The following is a 21069-nucleotide window of genomic DNA, read 5'->3' on the forward strand; positions in this document are numbered from 1 at the left end:
TCGTGTCCGAATTGCGGGGCTTGCGCTGTTCTATTCGATGCGAAGAACATATCAGGGCGCAGCGCTGCACACCTATCAGACGACCGGAAGAGCTAAAAAGACCTCAGAGCCATCCCTGAATCTGGGTACATTGGAAGTGCGATAGGCGAGTCAGACGAGCTAAGCCGTGACCAGCGAGCCTAGCTTCTCTCCACTCACGACGCGCACGATGTTTCCCTGCTCGCGCATACTGAAGACCATCATCGGCATATTGTTGTCTTTGCATAGCGAGACGGCAGTCTGGTCCATCACCCGCAGGTTCAACCGCAGGATGTCCATATAGGTCAGCGTCTCGAGCTTGGTTGCGGTGGGATCGAGCTTGGGGTCCGCTGTATAGATACCGTCCACCGAAGTAGCCTTCAGCAGAATCTCCGCCTTGATCTCCATCGCCCGCAGACTCGCCGCCGTATCGGTTGAGAAGAAAGGATTTCCCGTACCCGCAGCGAAGATGACGATCCTTCCCTTTTCCAGGTGACGCATCGCGCGCCTGCGGATGTATGGCTCGGCAACCTGGTGCATCTCGATCGCCGACATCACGCGGCAGTAAAGCCCGCGCTTCTCGATTGCATCCTGCAGCGCAATCGAATTGATCACCGTCGACAGCATGCCCATGTGATCCGCCGCGACGCGGTCCATATCGATCGCCTGTTGGGCCACTCCGCGGAAGAAGTTCCCACCGCCGACCACAATGCCGATCTCGCAGCCCAGGGCATGAACCGCTGCAATCTCTTCCGCTACTTTGTGGATGAATACCGCGTCAATGCCAAAACCCTTGCCTGCAGCCAGGGCTTCGCCTGAGATCTTGAGGAGAACTCGCTTGTACATGTCACTTAAGTATCTCACGGTCGCCTCGAACTCCGTTTGCACCACGCGAAGCGGCACACAAGTCACGAAGTGGCCGCCACGCGCGCAGCGGGCCTGTCCGGCAGGACAGTCCTAACCCACAATCAAATTGTCGATTAGCCGGGTGTTCCCTACCTTCGCCGCAATCGCAATCAGTGTTCCCGGAACCGCCTCCGCCTCCGGAAGCAGCGTGTCGGGGTCGACGATCGCGAGATAGTCGAAGGCAATATCGGATGTAGCTTCGAGTTCCGGCACTTGCGAGTTTGTGAGAAGCTCGCTATCCCGAACGCCCGCCCGAATCTGCTCTTCTATGGCCGCCAACGTTCGCGGAAGAATCAGGGCCCTATTTCGTTCTTCCGCAGTCAGATACCGGTTGCGCGAACTCAGCGCTAGCCCATCCTCATCCCGGACGATCGGGCACCCCACCACCTCGAGACAGAAGTTGAGGTCCCGGGCCATCTGCCGGATAACAGCCAGCTGTGCCGCATCCTTCTGTCCAAAGTAGGCTCGATCCGGCATCGCAATGTGGAACAGCTTGGCCACGACAGTCGCCACACCCATAAAATGCCCCGGCCGCGACGCACCATCCAACCTCGCCCCTACAGCACCAACGTCCACAGTAGTCGTCGCTCCAGGGCGATACATCTCTTCTGGTGCAGGCGCAAACAGAATATCCACCCGCTCCCCATCAAGCTGCTCGCAGTCCGCCTCGAACGTTCGTGGGTACTTATCGAGGTCCTCGTTCGCCCCAAACTGCAACGGATTCACAAAGATCGTTGCGACGACCGCATCGCATTCACTCCGCGCCCGCCGCACCAGCGACAGATGTCCCTCATGCAACGCTCCCATCGTCGGGACGAGCCCCAGAGTCCCTTTACGACCCAGACCACGCGCCACCCGCTGCATCTCTTCAACTGTCTTAATGATCTGCATCGATGGCTACAGCTGTACTCCGGTGGGAAGATGGTAGCTCTCCGCTTCACTCGGAAAGCTGCGTGACTCCACATCCTGCTTGTACTCGCCGATCGCGGCCTGGATGCTCGCTCCGATGTCCGCATAGCGCCTGACGAACTTCGCCGGAGGCGCAAAGGTCAGCGACAGCATGTCATGGAGCACAAGGATCTGCCCGTCCGTGTCCGGCCCGGCTCCAATCCCGATCGTAGGAATCTCGAGCTCTGCTGTCAGAATCGTCCCCAGCTCGCGCGGCATGCCTTCCAGCACGATCGAGAAGCATCCAGCCTCCTGCAAGGCCAGCGCATCCGCCCGTAGCCGGTCGACGGCCGCAAGCGTCTTCCCCTGCACCTTGTATCCGCCCATGCGGTGTACGGATTGCGGAGTCAGGCCAATATGTCCCATCACCGGGATCTCAGCGTCGCTCAAGCGACGGACAAGCGATGCCCGGTTCGCTCCACCTTCGATCTTTACCGCCTCCGCTCCGGCCTCTTTCACAAACCGGATCGCGTTCGCAACGCCTTCGCGCTCATCGGTGTGATAGCTGCCAAAGGGCATATCCGCCACCACAAGCGCTCGCTTCACCGCCCTGCGCACTCCGCGCGTATAAACGAGCATCTCGTCGACCGTGATGGCGAGCGTGTCCGGCTGCCCCTGCATCACCATGGCCAGCGAGTCGCCCACCAGGATCACGTCGAGACCAGCCTCGTCGATCAACCTTGCGGTCGCGTAGTCATACGCTGTAACGGCTGTAATGGGGTGGCGAAGCTCTTTCTTCTGCTGAAGTAAGGGAACGGTAACCTTTGCGGTCGCCGCACTACCACTGGCCTGCTTGTTAGCAGCCGGTCTGGCTGGATCAAACGTAGTAAGGCTCATCTTGGTGGACTCCCAGTGCAGTTCCACCGCGTGCCGCTCGCCGGGAGGCGTCTGCGACTTTGGCCGGATACCGCCAATCACCGAGATTGAGACTACCCCTTACACAAGCTCCTAGGCAAGTGTCACACCGCGCTCAGCTGCGCCGAGGCAGCCGCGCGCAACCGGATAACCTCATCGAGAATGTGCCCAGCGAGAGCGCCCTTGCTCATCGGAAGGAGGCCCGTCACTCCCTCCTGAGTCAGCAGAGTCGCCGCGTTTGATTCGGAGTCGAAGCCCAGCCCCGGCAGAGAAACATCGTTCACCACGATCGCGTCTGCTCCCTTCCGCAGCAGCTTCTCGCGCCCATTTGCGATAGCGTTCTCCGAATCAGTCTCCGCAGCAAACGCGATCAATAAAGTCCCCCGCGCGCGGCGGCGGCCAACCTCTGCCAGGATGTCTTCAGTTGGTTCGAGCTCTAGGGTCAAAGGCCCACTACGCCGTAGCTTCTCAGTTGCTGCCGTCAACGGGCGGAAGTCCGAGACCGCTGCCGCTCCAATCACGGCGGTCGCTCGAGGTAGATACTGCATCACAGCCGCGTGCATCTCGCTAGCCGAAGTCACCGGGACAACCTCGCAGCCCGCAGGCGCTGCCAGCGCCGTAGGGGCGGAGATCAAAATCACCCGAGCCCCACGTTCATACCCCGCCCGCGCCAGGGCATAACCCATCTTTCCGCTCGACCTGTTACCTAAAAAACGCACGGGATCGATCGCCTCACGAGTCCCTCCCGCCGTGATCAGGATCGTCTCTCCAGCCAGATCGTCTCGCTGATTGAGCGCCTTCAGGACCGCATGCACAAGGCATGGAGTCTCCGCCAACCGGCCGCTGCCGGTCATTCCGCAAGCCAGGTAGCCGCTGCCGGGAGCGATGATCGTCGCCCCGCGCTCCTCCAGCAACCGCACATTCGCCTGCGTAGCCGGGTGCTCCCACATATTGACGTTCATCGCCGGAGCGAGCAGCACCGGAGCCTTGGTAGCCAGATACAGAGTCGAAAGGAAGTCGTTCGCAACTCCGCGCGCAAACTTCGCCAGGGTATTCGCCGTAGCCGGGGCCACGATCAGCAATTCGGTCGTCTGCGCCTCCGCAATATGCTCGATCGCGGAGTCCAGCGTACTATCCAGAGCTTCGGCGGCTAATCCGGGCTTGGCCCACAGACTCGTGATCACCTTATGGCCCGTGATCGCCGCAAATGTAAGCGGAGTGACGAACTTCTCCGCCGACTTCGTCAGGACGACATGGGGATCCAGCCTCTCTTTTTGCAGCGCCCGCACTAGGTCGAGCGCTTTATACGCCGCGATCCCGCCAGTAACACCCACCGTAACCTTTCGGCGTGGCGCGGAGAGCACTCCGATTTGCGGCTTGTCACTCACCCAAAGATGTTCTCACAGGTAGAAATCCACACCAAATCTTACTTTTTTGCACCAAAAACGGCGCAGGATGCCTCCGGCGCGAAAAGAGTTGACTGTGACAAAAATAAAACGCAGAAAACCTTCGTAACCACTCGCCAACCGTTGATTAAAGGGGATACTATAAGGCGTTTCGTGGATGCAGCGTGTTCGCAATGGAGCGACTTAATGGATTTAGCAAGCCTGACCTTGCGTGATCTCACGGCAGGGTTTCACGACCAGACGGAGACGTCTTTCGGCCAAAACGATACCCAAAGTGCCAACCACGCTACAACCACCCTTCGCCGCTGCCGCACCCGTGAGCAGGGCTCAGCCCTTATGACCGTCAGCCATGCGATCGAATACCTCCTCGATTCACGGCTGTCGAAGCAGGAGGAGACCAGCCAAGCCGAGCGCGAAGCTTTGGCCATCCTGCTGAGCGCCAACCTGAGCGTCTACCGCGAAGGTGCCGAGATTATCCCCTTCGCCACTCGTCTGCGGCAGTGGTTTCGTGGTGGCAGCAAGAACAAGGTTGCCGACGCTACCGCCTAGTTACCGCTTCAAAGTTTCAGGTTTGGCCCGGCGATTTGCCGGGCCAAACCATTTAAGCTCAGCACCCTCAGAATTTAGAAATCGATCCTGAAAGCAGCCTGGCCCGTCCGGTTTCCGGCGTTTTCCGCAGTCTGCGGCCCCGTCAACTGCCCAAACAGAGAGTTGTCGATCGCCGTTACCGGCGGAGCGAAGTTAGTGTGGTTGAGGACGTTCGTGAACGTCGTCTCGAACCGCGCATGGATCCTCTCCGTTACCTTGAACTGCTTGGCGACGCCGAGGCTCACCGTCGCCGTGCCAGGTCCCTGTAACACTCCAACGCCAGAGTTACCAAAGCGACCCGACCCGGCAGGGGTAGCGAGGAAGGACTGCCCATCGTATTTCACCGCGCCCGTAGTGCCGTTCGAGACGCGATCGGGACGAAGCAGAGCTCCACGGTTGACCACGTTTGTATTCGACTGATCGGCGGAACTGCTGATGCTGGGGGTAAGCCATGGCCCGGTCTCAAGCAGCGTGATGGTGGTCACGTCCCAGCCTCCGAAGAAAGCGTCCGTAAGCCGGCTCGAGTTCATGAACTTGCGTCCTTCACCGAAAGGAAGCTGGTAGACGCCAGTCAGCAGCATCCGGTTGCGGCGAGTGCCCTCCACGTTACCAAGGTTTCGCTTGACGTTGAAACGATCCGTGATGGGCAGACCGTAGTTCACCTCGCCCGCAAAGGCGCTAGGAGCGTCACCCTGGTTGTCGGCGACGTTCTTTGCGTAGGTGTAGTTCGCGTTGAAGTAGAGCCCGTGCTGCATCCTGTGGGTCGCCTCCAGCTCAAAAGCGTGGTAGTTCGACTCACCAGCATTCAGCGTGCTATAGAGCTCAATCCAGTTGAGGTAAGGCGAGCGCGGATCGACGTAGGGACTAACCGCAGTCGTCGTGAACGGAGTGGTGCTCGCCGGAATCTGGTTCAGGTCCTCCGTGATGCTGAGCCTGTAGGAGTGCATGCCGACATAGCTGGCACGCACTGAGGTTGCGCTTGAGAGTTCGTGCTCCACCGTGACGTTCCACTGGTTCGCTTGGGGATCGCGAAAGTTCGGATCGACGCCCTGGTCAAGACCGCCTCCACCGATCTGTGCCGTAGTGCTTGAGGGTGCGGTATTCGGAAAGACGATCTGCGGCGTATTTGCTCCCGCCGTATTCGCATTTGAGTACGTGTGCAGGTTAGAGGTCGGGTTGCCGCTGTTGTTGAACGATAACGGCCCGAGGTTTGTCATGGTGTAGATACCGAAGCCGGCCCGCACGACCGTCTTTGTGTCGTTGAACGGACGATAGGCGATCGACACCCGCGGCTGGAAGTTGCCCTTGTAGGTATTGCGAAGACTCTGCGGCAAGTGGTCCTGGCTTGCCGTCAAGTACTTCGTGCAAGGCAGGCTGTTGTTGTTTAGATTGCATGCGTTGAAGGACTGCTGGAAGGCGACATTCGACGAGGTAATTTTTTGGCTAGTGAGATAGCCAGCGAGCTCATCGGGAACCACAATCGCATTCGTCTTGGCATCGAAGTTGGCGAGGTTGCCACCGTCTTCCTGGAAGCCGGGTAGGATCTGCCAGCGCAGGCCATAGCTCAACGTAATGCGGCTGCTTAGCTGGAACTCGTCCTGCGCGAAGATGCTGTACTGGTTGGCAGTCCCGCCTACGTCCGGGCTGGACACAGCGAAGTTCAGCGTAGTCGGTGCGCCTTCGAGAAAGTCGCCGAATGCGTTTCCCGTGAAGTTGGGCTGAAAGGTGAAGCTGCCAAAGTCATCCGACGCAAACGCAGGAGCGAAGCTCTCCAGGTCGAAATACCGCACATGACGAATATCAAGCCCCGCCTTCAGCGTGTGCTTCCCGAGGGTGTAGGTCACGTTGTCGCTGAACTGTAGCGTCTTCGATTGAGTGATGCCTGCCTTGTCGCGGCCGATCGGCGTGAAGTTGGTTCCTGCATTGAAGTTGAAGGTCGGGAAGGCATGCGTCAACGGGTGCTGGCTGATATCCACCCCCGTCAGATCTAGTTGGCTCAGCGCGTCGGAACCCTGAATGGGGAAGTCGACGCTCGTGACAACATTGGTAAAGCCGAAGCGAAACTCGTTCAGCAGCTTTGGAGTGATCGTGTAGGTATGCGAGACCAGCAGGCTGCGATTGTGCACGGAATCGATATCGTCGGGAAGGAAAGGATTCGCGAAGCTCGACGTGATGTTCTTTCGGCTGAACCGCGCATAAGCCGACTGCTTCGACGAGATAGTCTGATCGAGCCGGATATCCGCACCATCCGTGCGTGCCGGTGTCGATTGGAAGTTGGTGTAGTTGATCGTGCTGGCATCCGCGCCGTTGCCGACGTTCGGCAACGGGATATAGTTCAGAACCGCCTTGGCTGTAGGACTGATCTGCGACGCAGCGATCTGCGATCCGCCAATGTCAGAGAGATCGCCCGTGCGGTCTTTCGCTGTCGGCACGACAAACTGCTGCAACGTCGCCGTGCTGCGACGGTTGCCTTCGTAGTCCGCGAAGAAAAACGTCTTGCTGTGGCCGTCGTAAAGATGAGGAAGCACGACCGGCCCATTGAGCGAGAATCCAAAGGTGTTGAACTTCTTGGGGGCCTTACCGTCAAAGCCATACGGGTTCGCATCCAGCGCCTGGTTCTGCAGATACTCAAAGACGCTGCCGTGGATTTGATTCGTTCCATTCTTCGTCGTGAACGTAACATCGCCAATCTGCGAGAACTCCGCGCTGTTGTTGAACGCTGTCACCTTGACCGCAGCGATTCCCTCCTGCGACGGATACGCATCCTGCAGCGCTCCGTTCTGACGCACGTTCGCCGTGGAGATGCCGTCAACTGAGAAGTTCACCATCGACGAACTCGCGCCACCGAGAGCGATGTTGCCTGAACTATCCGTCTGCACATTGGGTGAAAGCGCCAGCGAGCCAAGCGGGCTGGTCGTCGTCGCACGATTGTTCAGCGGAAGCTGCGTCATCTCGATATTCGTCTTCGAATCACCAAGCGTGGCGTTCTCCGAGTTGATCTGGTCGGAGCTCGAGGTCACCTCGACAGTCGTCGTCTCTGCGGCAACGTTCATCGTGGTCGGGATGCGCAAATCCTGCCGTGCCTCGATCGAGAGACCCGAGACGACCGTGTCCGCAAAGCCGTCGCGATGCGCTCGCAGGCTGTACTTGCCAGCCTTCACATTCTCGAAGACGAAGTTGCCATCGGTGTCCGTGGAGACAGTGCGGTCAGTGTTCTCGTCCATGCTGTGCAGGGTGAGTTGCGTCCCGGGAATCGCTGCCCCCGTGGAGTCCTGCACCGTACCGCGCATGCTGCCAAAAGTAGATTGCCCATGCGCCATCGCCGCGGATGCGACGAGGATAAATAGAAGAATCGCCGCTGAAATCGCTGATTTTTTGCTGCCGATCAAATTCTCGTTCGTCGAACAGCCTCTAAAGAAGTTCACCTTGAATCACCTCATATGCCGAAAAACCCGGCATTCCCAGTGAACCTCTTCTGCCGTTAGCAAGGCATAACCTTGTCCTTTACGGTTTGCTTATGGCGCTCTCGCTATAGTCGGAATGGGACGGCATAGGGTAATGGCAGCAGGCACAATACAGGAAAGAGTTCTGAAGGCATCAGCCGGATGCGCTATTGCCATCGTGCTGACCCTCGCTGCCTTCCGTCTGCACCTGAACCTCTCCGCTGCGACATCGCTTCATCTCTTTCTCATCGCCGCGATCGCCCTGCGCTGGGGCTTGTTCGAGGCAACCGTCGTCTCCATGCTCTCAGTGCTCTGTCTCGACTACTTCTTCACCGACCCGCTCTTCGTCCTCTACATCACTGACTCGCGCGACTGGATAGCGATGGTCACCTTTGAGGCAGCGGCCCTGCTTGTCAGCACACTCTCGAACCAGACCAACCGGCATGCCCGCGAAGCTGAAGTCCATCGTGACCAGTTGCAGAAACTCTACGAGCTAAGCCAGCAGATTCTCCTGCTCGACCGCGATGCTGCCGTTGAGCAGCGCCTCACCAGCGTCATCCTTTCAACGCTGCAGATCCAAGGCATCACTCTCTGGAACGCATACGATCTCCATCTCTCCCGCAGTGGCAATTGCACTCTCTCCGACGACGAGGTGCGCTCCGTTTTCCATCTCAACATCACGCAGGACGACCCGGAAGCTGCGATGTCTCGCCGCGTGCTGCGCGCGGGAACACGGCCCATCGGTGCGCTTATCCTCTGCGGCCATACCCTCGATTCGGCAACCGTCAACGCCGTTGCCGCGCTCGTCGCGGTCGCGATGGAGAGAGCGCGTTCCTTCTCGACCGAGTCCGACGCGAAGGCCGCCAAACAGAGCGAACAACTTCGCTCTGCGATCCTCGATGGGCTCGCCCATGCCTTCAAAAGTCCCCTGACTACGATCCTCACCTCAAGCTCCGGGCTGCTGGCAATGGATACACTCTCTGGCACTGAACAAAGACTCGTCACCATGATCGACCATCAGGCGAGCCGGATGAATGATCTCGCGACCCATCTGCTCTCGACCGCCAGGCTCGATGGCGGCGACCTGAAGCTGAAGCGCGAGTCGATCGATGTGAATGAGGTAGTGCGGCAGACCGCTGACGCGTCCTCTCCCGAGATCGCGGGCCATGCAATCGATGTGCTCGTCTCAGCCCAACCGCGTCTCGTGAAGGCTGACAGGAAGCTGATCCAGATGGCATTACTGCAGTTGCTGGACAACGCCTGCAAGTACGGCCTTCCCGGCTCCAGCGTCGCCGTGCAGGTCAGCGAAGAGCAGTCTGAGTTCTTGATCAGTGTGACCAACCAAGGTTCCTTCATTCCCGCTGACGAACGGGAAAAAGTATTCCAGCGTTTCTACCGTTGCGCCGAATCAGCGCGCGCCGTGTCCGGTACTGGAATCGGTCTCTCCGTCGTGCGCCGCATCACGGAAGCACACCACGGCCGGGCCTTCGTCAGCAGCGACCGCACAACCGGGACGACCTTCACGATCACCCTACCGAGAACCGCAGGAGGCGAATAGCAATGGAGCAGAACAACAGGATCCTGGTCGTCGAAGACGATGCCGGAATCCGCCGCAGCCTCTTCGAGACACTCGGCGCCCTCGGCTTCTCTGTCGGCGAGGCCCACAACGGCGAAGAAGCCCAGCAGCGCCTTCGCATGGTGACCTACAACGCTGTCCTCCTCGACATCAACATGCCCGGCATGGGCGGCATAGAGACCTGCCGCCGCATCTCGCAGCAACATCCCGGACTTCCAATCATCATGCTGACGGTACGCGACGAAGAAGACGACATCGTCGAGGCGCTCGACGCGGGAGCCTCTGATTTCGTCACCAAGCCCTTTCAGATCCGCGAACTCACAGCCCGGATTCGTGCCGTAGTCCGCCGCCAGAATGCACCACTTGCCACCACCGAGCCCCTGACCGTCGTCGGCGAGATCTCCCTTGACGCAGACCGGCGGCGCGTCGAAAAGCGCGGCGAACAGATCCACCTCGCGCCAAAGGAATTCGAGACACTGCGTTACCTGATGCAGCACGCCGGCCGTCCAGTTCGCCACGAGCGCCTTCTCGCCTCGGTTTGGGGTCCGCTCTACGGCACGGAGCGCGAGTATCTTCGCGTCATCGTCAACCAGCTAAGAAAGAAGATCGAGGATGACCCCTCGCATCCCGCCTACATCCTCACCGAGAGCCACATTGGCTATCGCTTCCGGCCGAGCCTGGACGAAACAGAGGAGGCAGGTCGCTAAGTGATGAAATCCGCCGCAGATGAAAAGCCCATCCAGGGTAGCCACGCTAACCCCAGATTCCTCTTCTTCCTCAAAGCGAAGAAGATCTCGGACTCCGAAGAGCCGCCCGCAAAAGATAGCCGCAGGACCGAACTGGCAGCCATGGTTCTTTGCGCCGTGGTGCTCTTCGCCATCGTCGTCCTTGTCTTTCGCGCCTTCCACCCCTCATGACGACGCGTCCAGGGAGCTGCCTGCCTTTGCGACTTGCTTTTGGCGATCGAAGTAGTCTACCGGGGTTGATATCTGTCCCTGTAACGAACAGTCGGAGCACAAATGTCTTTCTTCCATCTCGTAGCTGGCAAACCGCTCGCAACCTCTGAAGAACGAGCGGAGCATATTGGCCCCATATCCGGCATCCCGGTCTTCGGTCTGGACGCTCTCAGCTCCGCCGCATACGGCCCCGAAGCAGCGCTCACCCTGCTCATCCCTCTTGGCATGGCTGGCATCGCGCACATCGTCCCCATCAGCTTCGCCATCATCGCCCTGCTGGCCATCGTCTTCTTCTCGTACCGCCAAACCATCGAGGCATATCCCAACGGCGGCGGCAGCTACACCGTAGCCAGCGAGAATCTGGGCGAGACAGCCGGCCTACTTGCCGCTGCTGCGCTCATGATCGACTACATCCTCAACGCTGCCGTAGGCATCTCCGCAGGCGTCGAGGCGCTCGTATCCGCCTTCCCTTCCCTGCTGCCGCATACCCTCGCCTTCTGCCTCGGCATCCTTGCCATCCTCACCCTCATCAACATGCGCGGCACCAAGGACACGGGCATCGCGTTCCTCATCCCGACCTACATGTTCATCGGGACCCTGCTGTTCGTCCTCGGACTCGGGGCCTTCCGCGTCATCGCATCCCACGGCCATCCCATCCCGGTCATCGCGCCGCCACGCCTGCCCATCGCTACATCGATGCTCTCGCTCTGGCTGCTGGCCAAGGTCTTCTCCAGCGGATGCGCAGCCATGACCGGAGTGGAAGCCGTCTCAAACGGCGTCGCCGCCTTCCGTGAGCCGACCCAGCGCAACGCGAAGAAGACGCTGACCATCATTATCGTGCTGCTGATGGTCCTGCTCGGCGGGATCGCCCTGCTATGCCGGGCCTACAGCATCGGGGCAACCGATCCCACCAGCGCCGGCTACCAGAGCGTGCTCTCTCAGCTCCTTGCCGCCGTCATTGGACGCGGCTGGTTCTACTACATCGGCAGTGCCTCCATCCTGCTCGTGCTCGCGCTCTCGGCCAACACCTCTTACGCAGACTTCCCTCGTCTTACCCGTGCCATCGCGATGCACGACTACCTGCCGCATGTCTTCAAGATCCGCGGCCGCCGCCTGCTCTACTCCCACGGCATAGTCGCCCTGGTGGGATTCACCGCAGCACTCCTCATCGCATTCGGAGGAATCACCGACCGACTCATCCCGCTCTTCGCCATAGGAGCCTTCCTCGCCTTTACCCTCTCGCAGGCCGGGATGGTCATCCACTGGAAGAATCAGACCGGCCCGGGCCGCCACTACCGGATGATCGTCAACGGCATTGGTGCCGTCGCCACCGGCATCACGCTCCTCGTCGTTCTGGTGGCAAAGTTCGCCTCAGGCGCATGGATCGTAGCCATCCTCATTCCATTACTGATGTTCCTGATGATCGGCATCAAGCGGCACTACAAAGGCGTCGAGACCGCCACCGCGACCGACTGTCCAATTCGTGTCGACAACCTCGCATCGCCATTGGTCATCGTCCCGCTCGACCGCTGGTCCCGCATCACCGAGAAGGGCCTCCGCTTTGCCATGAAGCTGAGCGATCACGTCGAAGCCGTCCATGTCGACGCCGAAGAGTGCCGCAACGAGGTCGACGCCATGTGGAATCGCAACGTGGCCGCTCCCTTGGCCCAGGCGGGCCGAGAAGTTCCTAAGCTGGTCTTCGTCCCCTCGCCGTATCGCTTCGTCTTGATGCCTCTGGTCGACCACATCTTCCAAATCGAACGAGAGCATCCCGACCGTCAGATCGCCGTCCTCGTCCCCGAGTTGGTCGTGAAGCACTGGTGGCAAGCCCCCCTGCACAACCAGCGAGCGCAACTGCTGAAGCTCCTGCTTCTGCTGCGCGGCAACCAGCGCATCATGGTGATCAACATCCCCTGGTATCTGTAGCGACGCTTCAAGAGAAAGCCCAGGCCGCAGTCCGGGCTCTTCTCTTGAAGCTGCTTTGAAGACTCAATCCTTATAAGGATCGAACTCGTTTGCACCGGCCATAGCAACGCCCAGCGGAGTCAGCGTGTGCAGCACACGGATCGTCTCCCCATGCGCCGCCAACACCTCGTTCAACCGCTTGTAGCAGTGCGGCGACTCGTCTACTCCGCCGCCACGCAGCACGACGTTCGAACGCGTCAGCCACTCCTGCATCATCTCAGGCTTGATGAGGCCCTCGCGCTTGACCACACCGGTCTTACGATCGGTGACACCAGTCGCCTGCTTACGGCCCATCACACGGCCAGCGCCATGCACCGTGCTGTAGAGCGCAGTGACCGACTCCGGGCTATCCACACCTTCGAGAATCACCGACATCTCGCCCATCGTCCCGCCGACAAATCCAAGCTGCCCCGGAAACGCAGGCGTCGCTCCTTTACGGCAGACCCAGAGCTTCTTGCCGTTGTGCTCTTCCAGCCACGCGAAGTTGTGATGGTTGTGTACTTCCTCCTCAATCGTCGCTCCCAGCAGCTTCGCAACACGCGCGCAGACCCAATCACGGCCGGCGTAGGCGTACTCCCCGCCCAACTGCATGGCGTGGATGTACTGCGAACCTAAGTCGCTCTCGACATCGAGAAAGACCGGATCGACCATCATTCCATCGGACGCTCCCGCAGCCTTCAGGAACCATGTCGCAATGCCATGACCAAGACCCCTGCTACCGAAGTGAACTCCGACCCAGACACGGTCCTGCTCATCGACGAAGATGTCGACGTAGTGGTTACCGCTTCCGATCGTCCCCAACTGCGCGTTGGCCTTGTGCCGTAGAGGCTTCGCCGCTTCCGTGTTCCAGCCTTCGTGCGTATCGGTGATGAACGGTGAGTCGTCGTTGCGCTCACGGTTCTTCCGCCCCACTCCAAAGGACAACGTCTGCCAGATGTCATCCATGATCTTGTGGATGTTCTGACGCACTTCGGCACCGGGGATATCGAGGCGCACGGCCTTGTTTCCGCAGGCGATATCGAAACCCACGGCGGTGGGGCTGATGCGGCCCTCGGAGGCGATCACGCCACCAATCGGCACGCCGTAACCGAGATGGCCATCGGCCATCAGTGCGAAGTACTCGGCATGGCGGGCACAGACCTTCGCCTGCTCCAGCGTGTTGTCTTCATGCTTTCCCCACACAGGGATTTCATCGATGAACTGCATTGCTGTATTCCTTTCTCGACAGGAATCAACGAGCGTTGACTCGCGATATTCCAGTCAGGCTGGGTGCGGCCGTCGCGCGAATCGCTTCGAACGCAAATGAAAAGCCCAGGCTGTCGCCTGGGCTTGTTAGTCAAACGGATTAGGAAGCTCGGCTTACGCCTGGGGTGCTTCCTCCGTTGATACTTTAGCCGTGGCTAGGGTCGAATTCGGTTCGCCGATCTTGAATCTTGCGAAGCGACGGACGCTGATGTTCTCGCCGAGTTTTGCAACCTTCGACGCGATGATCTGCGCGATGGACTGCGACTGGTCCTTGATGAAGGGCTGTTCCAACAGGCAGAACTCCTCGTAGAACTTGCCGAGCTTGCCCTCGAGCATCTTCTCGACGATCGCCGCTGGCTTTCCGCTAGCAGCAGCCTGGGCGCGATAGATCTCCTTCTCGCGCTCGATGTCGCCTTCGGTCACTTCGTCCTTGCCCACATAACGCGGGTCAACGGCGGCGATGTGCATGGCGATGTCCTTCAGCAGCTCCTGGAAGTCGTCGGTGCGCGCAACGAAGTCCGACTCGCAGTTCAGTTCGAGCAGGACGCCGATCTTGCCGCCGGCGTGGATGTAGGTACCTACAGCACCCTCGTTGGTCGAGCGCGAAGCCTTCTTGGCAGCCGAAGCCATGCCGCGCTTGCGCAGCACGACGAACGCGCCTTCCATATCGCCCTTGGCTTCCTGCAGGGCCTTCAAGCAGTCGCCCATCGGCGCGCCGGACTTCTCGCGGAGTTCCTTCACCAGCTTGGCATCAACTTTTACTGCGGTCTCGGTAGACATGATCATCCTTGATAGTGCACTTGCTTCGGCCAGCCCTTATGGATGGCACTTGTAGGAGTGGCGCGGGCAATTTGCCCGCGCCACCTAAACTAATCGAGTCTGATTACGGCACGGCTAACGCTGTGCGCGTAACCGGCTCCATTGGTGGAGGCAGATTATGCGGTGGCTTCTGCGTGAACGGCTTCCGGCTCTTGCTCGGTCTCGACAGCAGCGGGAGCCTTCCGGATTCCGCCTCCGAGAACGGCATCGAGGTCAACGACCTCTTCGTCCTCAACCGAAGCCGCAGCAACGCCAGCTGACTCGTGAACTTCGGCGATCGCAGGGTCAGCAATCTCGCCCTCTTCGCCCACAAACTCTGGAGCCTGCTCAATAGGCTGGATGTCCGAAGTCTCAGTTGCGAATGCACGCTCCGAAACCATCTGGACGCCTTCAGCAGCGGAATCCGCGATCTTCGTGGTGAACAGGCGAATCGCGCGGAGCGCATCGTCGTTACCTGGGATCACGTAGTCCACAACCGTCGGGTCGCAGTTCGTGTCGACAACCGCAACGACCGGGATGCCAAGCTTGCGAGCTTCCGCAACGGCAATCGCTTCGTTGTTCGAGTCGACGATGAAGAGCGCATCCGGCAGCCGCTTCATGGCCTTGATACCCGAAAGGTTCGTGGAGAGGTGCTTGCGCTCGCGCTCGAGCTTGATGACTTCCTTCTTGGTCAGCAGCTCATAGCGGCCATCGGTCGACATGTCGTCGAGCTCCTGAAGGCGCTTCACCGACTTCTGCACGGTAACCCAGTTGGTCAGCAGTCCACCCAGCCAGCGGCTATTGATGTACGGCATGCCGGCGCGTGTCGCCTCTTCGGCGATCGCATCCTGGGCCTGGCGCTTGGTGCCGACGAACAGGATCAGCTTGCCGGTCGAGGTCAGATCGGTGACGAACTTCGAAGCTTCCTTGAACATCTTCAAGGTCTTCTGCAGATCGATGATGTAAATTCCGTTGCGCTCGCCGAAGATGTATTCCTTCATCTTGGGGTTCCAGCGCTTAGTCTGATGCCCGAAGTGAACGCCAGCTTCGAGCAGTTCTTTCATAGTGATGTTTGCCAAATTAAGCTCCTTGGTGAAGACAGCCGGGTGTAACCACCGATGCCTGGATTGATCCCTTGCGGGAGATTGGACTCCATACCTTCGACAGAGATGCTTCGAAGGGTGATGCGACTTGCTACCACCGCCAGCTCCCGGCAGAAGCCGAGAACTGGCGGCAAAGCTTGAGGACTAGCGCTTGGAGAACTGGAAGCGTGCGCGAGCACCCTTCTGCCCGTACTTCTTGCGCTCCTTGCCACGCGAATCGCGAGTGACAAGGCCTTCCGACTTGAGCGCCTTACGCAGCTCAGGGTTGAACTCCATCAACGCACGGGCGATGCCGAGCTTTACTGCATCGGCCTGGCCCATCACGCCGCCACCCTTTACGGTAGTGAAAACATCAAAGGTCTCTTCGATGCCGGCTATGCCGAGCGAACGCTTGGCGGCGGCGCGCTGCTGCGCGGTCACGAAGTAGACATCTACTTCCTTCTTGTTGACCGTGAACTTGCCGCTGCCGGGACGGAGGAACACGCGCGCAATCGACGACTTGCGACGGCCGGTTCCGTAGTACTGGATCAGATCTGCCATACTGCTCCTTAAAACTGCTTCAGGGCGATACCCCGAATCTCGTAACTCAAACTCTCTCAAGCGATTGGCGAACGATCAGCCATCGCACAACGATGTCGCTTACGCGGTGACGGCCTTAGCCTTGGGCGCGTTCGAAGCGTGGAACTCATACGGCACCGGCTGCTGCGCCAGGTGCGGATGCTGTCCGCCCTTGTACACCTTCAGCTTGGTTGCCATCTGGCGGCCCATCTTGTTCTTCGGCAGCATGCCCTTCACGGCCTGCTCAACGATCGCCTCAGGACGGCGGGCGAGCAGCTTGATGAAGCTCTCCTCACGCAGACCACCGGGGAACCCGGTGTAGCGGCGATACAGCTTCTGCTCACCCTTCAAGCCGGTCAGAACGATCTTCTCGGCGTTGACGATGACGACATGGTCGCCCATATCGATATAAGGGGTGTAGAGCGGGTTGAGCTTGCCGGCGAGCATCGAAGCAGCCTGGGTCGCGAGACGGCCCAGCGTCTTGCCGCTGGCGTCGAGTACGTACCACTTGCGCTTGATATCTTTGCCGCTCGGAATCGTAGTGGACATCGTTGTTTACTCCCTGATTCTGCCGTCTTCAGTGGTCGGCGTGGTGCATGAAGAAGGGTGGTGCTGATTTTTAGTACCGTGCGAAGGGCAAAAAGCTGCCTGCCGCGAAACTTGGGATCCGCTCCGAACTCAAACATTTCAGGCCACATCCGATCAACGTGAACGAGCAAAATCGCCCGAAATCACGCAAAGGACGGGACGCCTGGAAGGGCTGAACCGGCTGCTGGAACGCGCATTGCCTGTGGGATGGGTGCTTCAGGGGCGGCCTTGCTGCTGGCGACTCCTACTGGATCCATCAAGTGCTGCTGCCACCGCTGTCCCTTGGAAGTACCTGCCTGGAGAGCCTGCCCCGCAGGACAGAAAGACACAGACGTGCAGACGCGGGACTGCGCGAGTCTCAAGAATAGCCGAGAGTTGAAACGGAGTCAACGAATGACAAGGATTCTGGCCATTAATCGCTTCTGAAACGCTGTTTTAGAGGAGCGACCGTGGGTATTGGAGCACGAAGGGTGCGATCAACCGAAGGGTAGCACTTCCGCAAAAGCCCCTGCTTCAGCAACCGCCAGGGCTTTCCGAAGGGCCTTAACGACCTTGGTGCGCTTTGCGTCTTCAAGCAAGTACATCGGAGGTCGCTCAAACCACCTCTCGAACTCCCAGTGGTCACCTCCGTTTATGGAAAGTCTGCTGCTCGGATGTGTCTGTTGCTCGTAGTAGGAGAGACAATCCCGGATCTGCTCGACACAAACAAATCGAAACGTGAAAGATGCTACCGCCACCTTCAACATATTTCGTGGAACCAGGTTTCGGTCCTCAGGGCGTGGTGTAGGACTGTGTCCCCAGTATTCAAAGGGAACTCCGCTGCCTGTGTACCGTTCGACCCATATCCGCGCCATGTCAGACTCACCCTCAATTTTCAGATTCTATGATGAGCCGCTGCCGGAAAGTCGATCTCGTTGGAAACTTGAATTGATGCGGACGTTGGACGCGGCATTTCAGCTCAATTACCTTGACTCACAGCATCTTCCGTTGCCGCGAAGCTCAAGATCCGAGACACCGCCTCCCAAAGCAGCCACAAATACCCCGCAATCAGCAGCAACTCCAGCAACAGCATCAGAACAGCACCGACCTCCCCCGAGAGAAGTGCCTGATGAAACTTCGCCGAGTTGAACTGCGCCAGCGAGCTCGCCCAATAGCTGTGCTCTGTCACCGAAACCACGCTAAACACGGCGAAAGCCGCCACCTTCCATCGTTCGCGCACCACTCCCCCACCCGCGACCAACAGGCAGATCGGAAACAGCGCCAGCATCAGATACGGCGGCCACGACTTCTTCGAAAACACCAGGAATGCCAGCGTCAGCGCCGCCATACCGTAGTTCAGAGCGCGCATGCGGGTGGCAATCGAAGCCTGACGCGCCGATCTCCCCACCCACACAAAGATCGCCACCAGCGCCAGCAGCACGAACCCATCCGTCAACCGGGGCGGAATGCTGACGCCAAAGATCGCCTCAATCACATAAGGGAGGTCGCCCGCCGACCACAAATCGCCCTCCGCAGACAGCGGCGTCAGGATCGGGGCACCCGCCAGTAGACATCCGCCATACACGACCCCGCAGATCACCGCCGCTCCCGCAGCCATCCTCCACCGGCGCGGCGCAGAAAAGAAGAACGCCGGAGCATACAGCAGCGGCAGGAACTTGATCGCCGCCACCGAAGCTCCAAATGACGCGCCCGCCGCAAAAGCGCGAGACCGTAGCACCAGCAGCAACGATAGTGCCAGCAGCACCGCAATCACCACATTATCCTGCCCATCAATCGTGACGAACTGCAGGCTCACCGGGCTTGCGAGGTAAAGCAGTGCCGCCACCCGAAGCTCCGCCTCCGGCAGAAAGACTCGCCCAGCGCTCAGCCACAGCGGAAGGATGGCCATCTCCACAAGCACGGAGAACAAGACGATCGACAGCGGCGAATGCCAAGCCGAGATCAGCCCGGCATCGAGATAGGGATGCAACGGCGCATAGCTGCTGATGAAGTCACGATACGGCAGCAGCCCTGCCAGCACCTGCCTTGCCTGGTCGAAGTAATAAGCAGGAACGTCCCCACGAGGCGCGATCTTCACCACCAGAAAGATCAGGGCAAATAGTCCCAGCCTGGACACCGCAAACAGCCCAAAGACAATCCGGTCAAACCTGGCTCGCGAGATCGTTCGCAGCGTTGACCACCGCGTCAAGAAAACGCTCGCCAAGGCAGCTACGACCCCGATTCCAACGCGGGCGATAAGAGTTTGCGAGCCAGTCATAGTGTCTCAGTCAGCTTACGCGAGACCCATTGCGGGCTGGCGATCTCAGTGCGCCAACTGACTTGCACTCGGCTGCTGTCCAAGCTCGGTCTGCAGCCGCTTTGGAACGACCTTGCGGCGTTTGGGTCGCGGAGCCTCTTCAACCGGCGGATCGAGCCGGTACAGGATCAGCAAATTCCTCTCCGGATCATCGAACGCGGGAAACGCCGCCACCCGCTCCAGGTGATACATCGGTGCAAGCGCGTCCATCTTGTCGTCGTCGACCTGATTCCACGTCGCATACCATCCCGGCTTGTAAGCAGCGACCCTATCTTCCAGCGACATCGTCCCAAAGTCATCGCAGATCGACGGCAGCCCCGTCATCAGTGAGATATCCGACCCACTGATCGACAGCACAAGGTCGTTTCGAGCAGACTTGTCAGCTTCAATCACGCCCTTCAACCGCTTCGCTGCATCCACATAGGAGTACTCCGGTTGTCCGATAAACCTTGTTGTCTGAAGCATGTTCACGGCTAGAATCGTCGCGAGCACAGCTCCGGCAATCGCAACGAACACCCCTCGCGCAACCGGCAAGGAGGGCGTCAACCATCCAGGTGCCGCGAAATAGCTCTCCTCCGCCACAACGACTGGCAGCATCGTAAGCGGAATTGCGATCACCAGGTAATACCTCGGCTGCAGGTTGTTGTGATACGCCAGAAAGGCAGCATAGCCGAACGCCCACAACATCAACGAGGGAATCAGCGGGTTCCGGAAGATCCTCCGCCAACAGATCACCGCCACAAACATCGCCAGCAGGGCTGCGGGATAGGTGAGCTTACCCATCCAGACACCGTCTCGAATGGTCGTCGCCACAACCTCCCAGGCGTTTTCTAGAGTGATGCCGGTGTACGCGTTCGCACTGAAGAGATATCGATAGTCCTCAAGAAAGCGCGGCTTGACAAGAAGATAGAAGTAGCCCGCCCATATCGCCGCCGACATGATCGCAGACGGAACTCCCACCTCCAAGAACCTGCGAAATCGGTAGCCCGAAGCCGCCCAAAGCATCCATGCGATCGACGGCGCGAGGAAGACGGCAGTCGTCTTTGTAAGAATCATCAGCGGGAACAGGACTCCCAGAGAGACCATCGCCAGCCATCGCCTCTGAGATGTCGCAGCCAGCAAGGCGAGCATGCCGAACAACACCAGCAGCGGTTCCAGAATGGCGAGCCGGGTAAACGCGTAGCAGAATGGGCTCACCGCAAGCAGCGCAACTCCCACCGCAGGAGCCACTGCGGAATAAACGCCCACGCCGGACCGGCCAGCGATCGAACACCGCCACATCAACAGATACGCAACCAGCAACGTCGCCCCGAACACGCTCACCGAAAGCGCCCTCGCTGCAATCAGGCTCACGCCCGTGAACGAGAACAAGCACCACTCCAGCAGCGGCCACAACGGCAGCGCCGCAGCCGGATTGAAGTCTCCCCGGAGATACCAGTGCCCAAGCTGCAACTGGCGGATCGCCCCATCGCCATACCAGCCTTCGTCCGTGTACTTCGACCAGTCCATCCACGGCGAATGGTTCGGGAAGTCCGCGCTGAGATGAACGAAATGAAACGCGAAGAAGACGGCCGCAACTGCAAGGAGACACCATCGCGCGAGTCTTGCTGGAAGCACATCTCTCCCATGCCGTGCGTTTGGTTCCGCTCCTCTTCTACCTCCCGCTGGAGAGCCGGATTTCGAAGTGGGCAAGGCGCTAGGGGCAACGTTCAAATTCGCGTCTCCGGACGATGTTGTCGCCGATCAGGGTCAAAAGAAGCTGTCTGGGTTTCCTGTATAGTAACGGAACTAAACCGACCGCCGCGCTTCATCAACGCAGC

Annotated in this window: 17 protein-coding genes; 5 read left to right on the top strand and 12 right to left on the bottom strand. The window is 59.3% G+C overall.

Annotated elements, in window-relative coordinates; genetic code table 11:
- Positions 1 to 159: 159 nt before the first annotated feature.
- The 4 genes from pyrH to coaBC all read right to left on the bottom strand — a co-directional run bounded on the left by pyrH (position 160) and on the right by coaBC (position 4115).
- On the bottom strand, positions 160 to 864 hold the full coding sequence (gene pyrH, locus HDF16_RS05585) for a UMP kinase (protein WP_184214395.1): 705 nt from the start codon (positions 862 to 864) through the stop codon (positions 160 to 162).
- A gap of 111 nt (positions 865 to 975) precedes the next feature.
- Complete coding sequence (gene panC, locus HDF16_RS05590) at positions 976 to 1815, bottom strand: pantoate--beta-alanine ligase (RefSeq protein WP_184214397.1); 840 nt, start codon at positions 1813 to 1815, stop codon at positions 976 to 978.
- Between the two features lie 6 nt (positions 1816 to 1821).
- Positions 1822 to 2709: a 3-methyl-2-oxobutanoate hydroxymethyltransferase gene (gene panB, locus HDF16_RS05595; RefSeq protein WP_184216097.1), complete on the bottom strand. Its 888-nt coding sequence runs from the start codon at positions 2707 to 2709 to the stop codon at positions 1822 to 1824.
- 122 nt (positions 2710 to 2831) lie between these two features.
- A complete protein-coding gene (gene coaBC, locus HDF16_RS05600; protein ID WP_348641251.1) occupies positions 2832 to 4115 on the bottom strand; it encodes a bifunctional phosphopantothenoylcysteine decarboxylase/phosphopantothenate--cysteine ligase CoaBC in 1284 nt (427 codons plus the stop codon).
- On the opposite strand from coaBC, the gene HDF16_RS05605 reads away from it, so the two are divergent.
- Entirely contained in the window at positions 4098 to 4682 is a 585-nt protein-coding gene (locus HDF16_RS05605; protein ID WP_221312557.1) for a hypothetical protein, read from the top strand. The genes coaBC and HDF16_RS05605 overlap by 18 nt on opposite strands.
- Positions 4683 to 4756: 74 nt before the next feature.
- Here HDF16_RS05605 and HDF16_RS05610 read toward each other — a convergent pair whose 3' ends face one another.
- On the bottom strand, positions 4757 to 8146 hold the full coding sequence (locus HDF16_RS05610) for a carboxypeptidase-like regulatory domain-containing protein (RefSeq protein ID WP_348641252.1): 3390 nt from the start codon (positions 8144 to 8146) through the stop codon (positions 4757 to 4759).
- Positions 8147 to 8279: 133 nt separating this feature from the next.
- Here HDF16_RS05610 and HDF16_RS05615 point away from each other — a divergent pair, with 133 nt between their 5' ends.
- The 4 genes from HDF16_RS05615 to HDF16_RS05630 all read left to right on the top strand — a co-directional run bounded on the left by HDF16_RS05615 (position 8280) and on the right by HDF16_RS05630 (position 12622).
- Positions 8280 to 9722, top strand: coding sequence for a sensor histidine kinase (locus HDF16_RS05615; RefSeq protein WP_184214403.1), 1443 nt, complete (start codon positions 8280 to 8282; stop codon positions 9720 to 9722).
- A 2-nt stretch (positions 9723 to 9724) separates the two neighbouring features.
- Positions 9725 to 10447, top strand: a complete 723-nt coding sequence (locus tag HDF16_RS05620) for a response regulator transcription factor (RefSeq protein WP_184214405.1) — start codon at positions 9725 to 9727, stop codon at positions 10445 to 10447.
- Positions 10448 to 10450: 3 nt separating this feature from the next.
- A complete protein-coding gene (locus HDF16_RS05625; protein ID WP_184214406.1) occupies positions 10451 to 10657 on the top strand; it encodes a hypothetical protein in 207 nt (68 codons plus the stop codon).
- Positions 10658 to 10759: 102 nt separating this feature from the next.
- Complete coding sequence (locus HDF16_RS05630) at positions 10760 to 12622, top strand: APC family permease (protein WP_184214408.1); 1863 nt, start codon at positions 10760 to 10762, stop codon at positions 12620 to 12622.
- 63 nt (positions 12623 to 12685) lie between these two features.
- Here the strand turns inward: HDF16_RS05630 and HDF16_RS05635 are convergent, their stop codons facing one another.
- From HDF16_RS05635 to HDF16_RS05665, 7 genes are all read right to left on the bottom strand, one after another.
- On the bottom strand, positions 12686 to 13867 hold the full coding sequence (locus tag HDF16_RS05635; protein ID WP_184214410.1) for an RtcB family protein: 1182 nt from the start codon (positions 13865 to 13867) through the stop codon (positions 12686 to 12688).
- A 153-nt stretch (positions 13868 to 14020) separates the two neighbouring features.
- On the bottom strand, positions 14021 to 14686 hold the full coding sequence (locus HDF16_RS05640) for a translation elongation factor Ts (protein WP_184214412.1): 666 nt from the start codon (positions 14684 to 14686) through the stop codon (positions 14021 to 14023).
- Positions 14687 to 14841: 155 nt separating this feature from the next.
- A complete protein-coding gene (gene rpsB / locus HDF16_RS05645) occupies positions 14842 to 15783 on the bottom strand; it encodes a 30S ribosomal protein S2 (protein ID WP_184214414.1) in 942 nt (313 codons plus the stop codon).
- Positions 15784 to 15951: 168 nt separating this feature from the next.
- Positions 15952 to 16347 (bottom strand): 30S ribosomal protein S9, encoded by a 396-nt coding sequence (gene rpsI / locus HDF16_RS05650; protein WP_184214416.1) that lies wholly within the window; start codon positions 16345 to 16347, stop codon positions 15952 to 15954.
- Between the two features lie 99 nt (positions 16348 to 16446).
- Positions 16447 to 16914 (bottom strand): 50S ribosomal protein L13, encoded by a 468-nt coding sequence (rplM, locus tag HDF16_RS05655; protein ID WP_184214418.1) that lies wholly within the window; start codon positions 16912 to 16914, stop codon positions 16447 to 16449.
- Between the two features lie 997 nt (positions 16915 to 17911).
- Positions 17912 to 19210 carry a glycosyltransferase 87 family protein gene (locus HDF16_RS05660; protein WP_184214420.1) on the bottom strand — a complete coding sequence of 433 codons (1299 nt, stop codon included), beginning with the start codon at positions 19208 to 19210 and terminating at the stop codon, positions 17912 to 17914.
- 45 nt (positions 19211 to 19255) lie between these two features.
- Positions 19256 to 20866 carry an ArnT family glycosyltransferase gene (locus HDF16_RS05665; RefSeq protein ID WP_184214422.1) on the bottom strand — a complete coding sequence of 537 codons (1611 nt, stop codon included), beginning with the start codon at positions 20864 to 20866 and terminating at the stop codon, positions 19256 to 19258.
- Positions 20867 to 21069 lie beyond the last annotated feature (203 nt).

Source organism: Granulicella aggregans, from assembly GCF_014203275.1.
Taxonomy (GTDB): Bacteria; Acidobacteriota; Terriglobia; order Terriglobales; family Acidobacteriaceae; genus Edaphobacter.

Excerpts from the sequence above, each read along its gene's own strand:
- HDF16_RS05630 (WP_184214408.1), top strand. The coding sequence starts at position 10,760 with ATGTCTTTCTTCCATCTCGTAGCTGGCAAACCGCTCGCAACCTCTGAA.
- panB (WP_184216097.1), bottom strand. The coding sequence starts at position 2,709 with ATGAGCCTTACTACGTTTGATCCAGCCAGACCGGCTGCTAACAAGCAG.
- HDF16_RS05625 (WP_184214406.1), top strand. The coding sequence starts at position 10,451 with ATGAAATCCGCCGCAGATGAAAAGCCCATCCAGGGTAGCCACGCTAAC.
- panC (WP_184214397.1), bottom strand. The coding sequence starts at position 1,815 with ATGCAGATCATTAAGACAGTTGAAGAGATGCAGCGGGTGGCGCGTGGT.
- HDF16_RS05640 (WP_184214412.1), bottom strand. The coding sequence starts at position 14,686 with ATGTCTACCGAGACCGCAGTAAAAGTTGATGCCAAGCTGGTGAAGGAA.
- rplM (WP_184214418.1), bottom strand. The coding sequence starts at position 16,914 with ATGTCCACTACGATTCCGAGCGGCAAAGATATCAAGCGCAAGTGGTAC.
- HDF16_RS05635 (WP_184214410.1), bottom strand. The coding sequence starts at position 13,867 with ATGCAGTTCATCGATGAAATCCCTGTGTGGGGAAAGCATGAAGACAAC.
- HDF16_RS05615 (WP_184214403.1), top strand. The coding sequence starts at position 8,280 with ATGGCAGCAGGCACAATACAGGAAAGAGTTCTGAAGGCATCAGCCGGA.
- pyrH (WP_184214395.1), bottom strand. The coding sequence starts at position 864 with ATGTACAAGCGAGTTCTCCTCAAGATCTCAGGCGAAGCCCTGGCTGCA.
- rpsI (WP_184214416.1), bottom strand. The coding sequence starts at position 16,347 with ATGGCAGATCTGATCCAGTACTACGGAACCGGCCGTCGCAAGTCGTCG.
- HDF16_RS05660 (WP_184214420.1), bottom strand. The coding sequence starts at position 19,210 with ATGACTGGCTCGCAAACTCTTATCGCCCGCGTTGGAATCGGGGTCGTA.
- HDF16_RS05620 (WP_184214405.1), top strand. The coding sequence starts at position 9,725 with ATGGAGCAGAACAACAGGATCCTGGTCGTCGAAGACGATGCCGGAATC.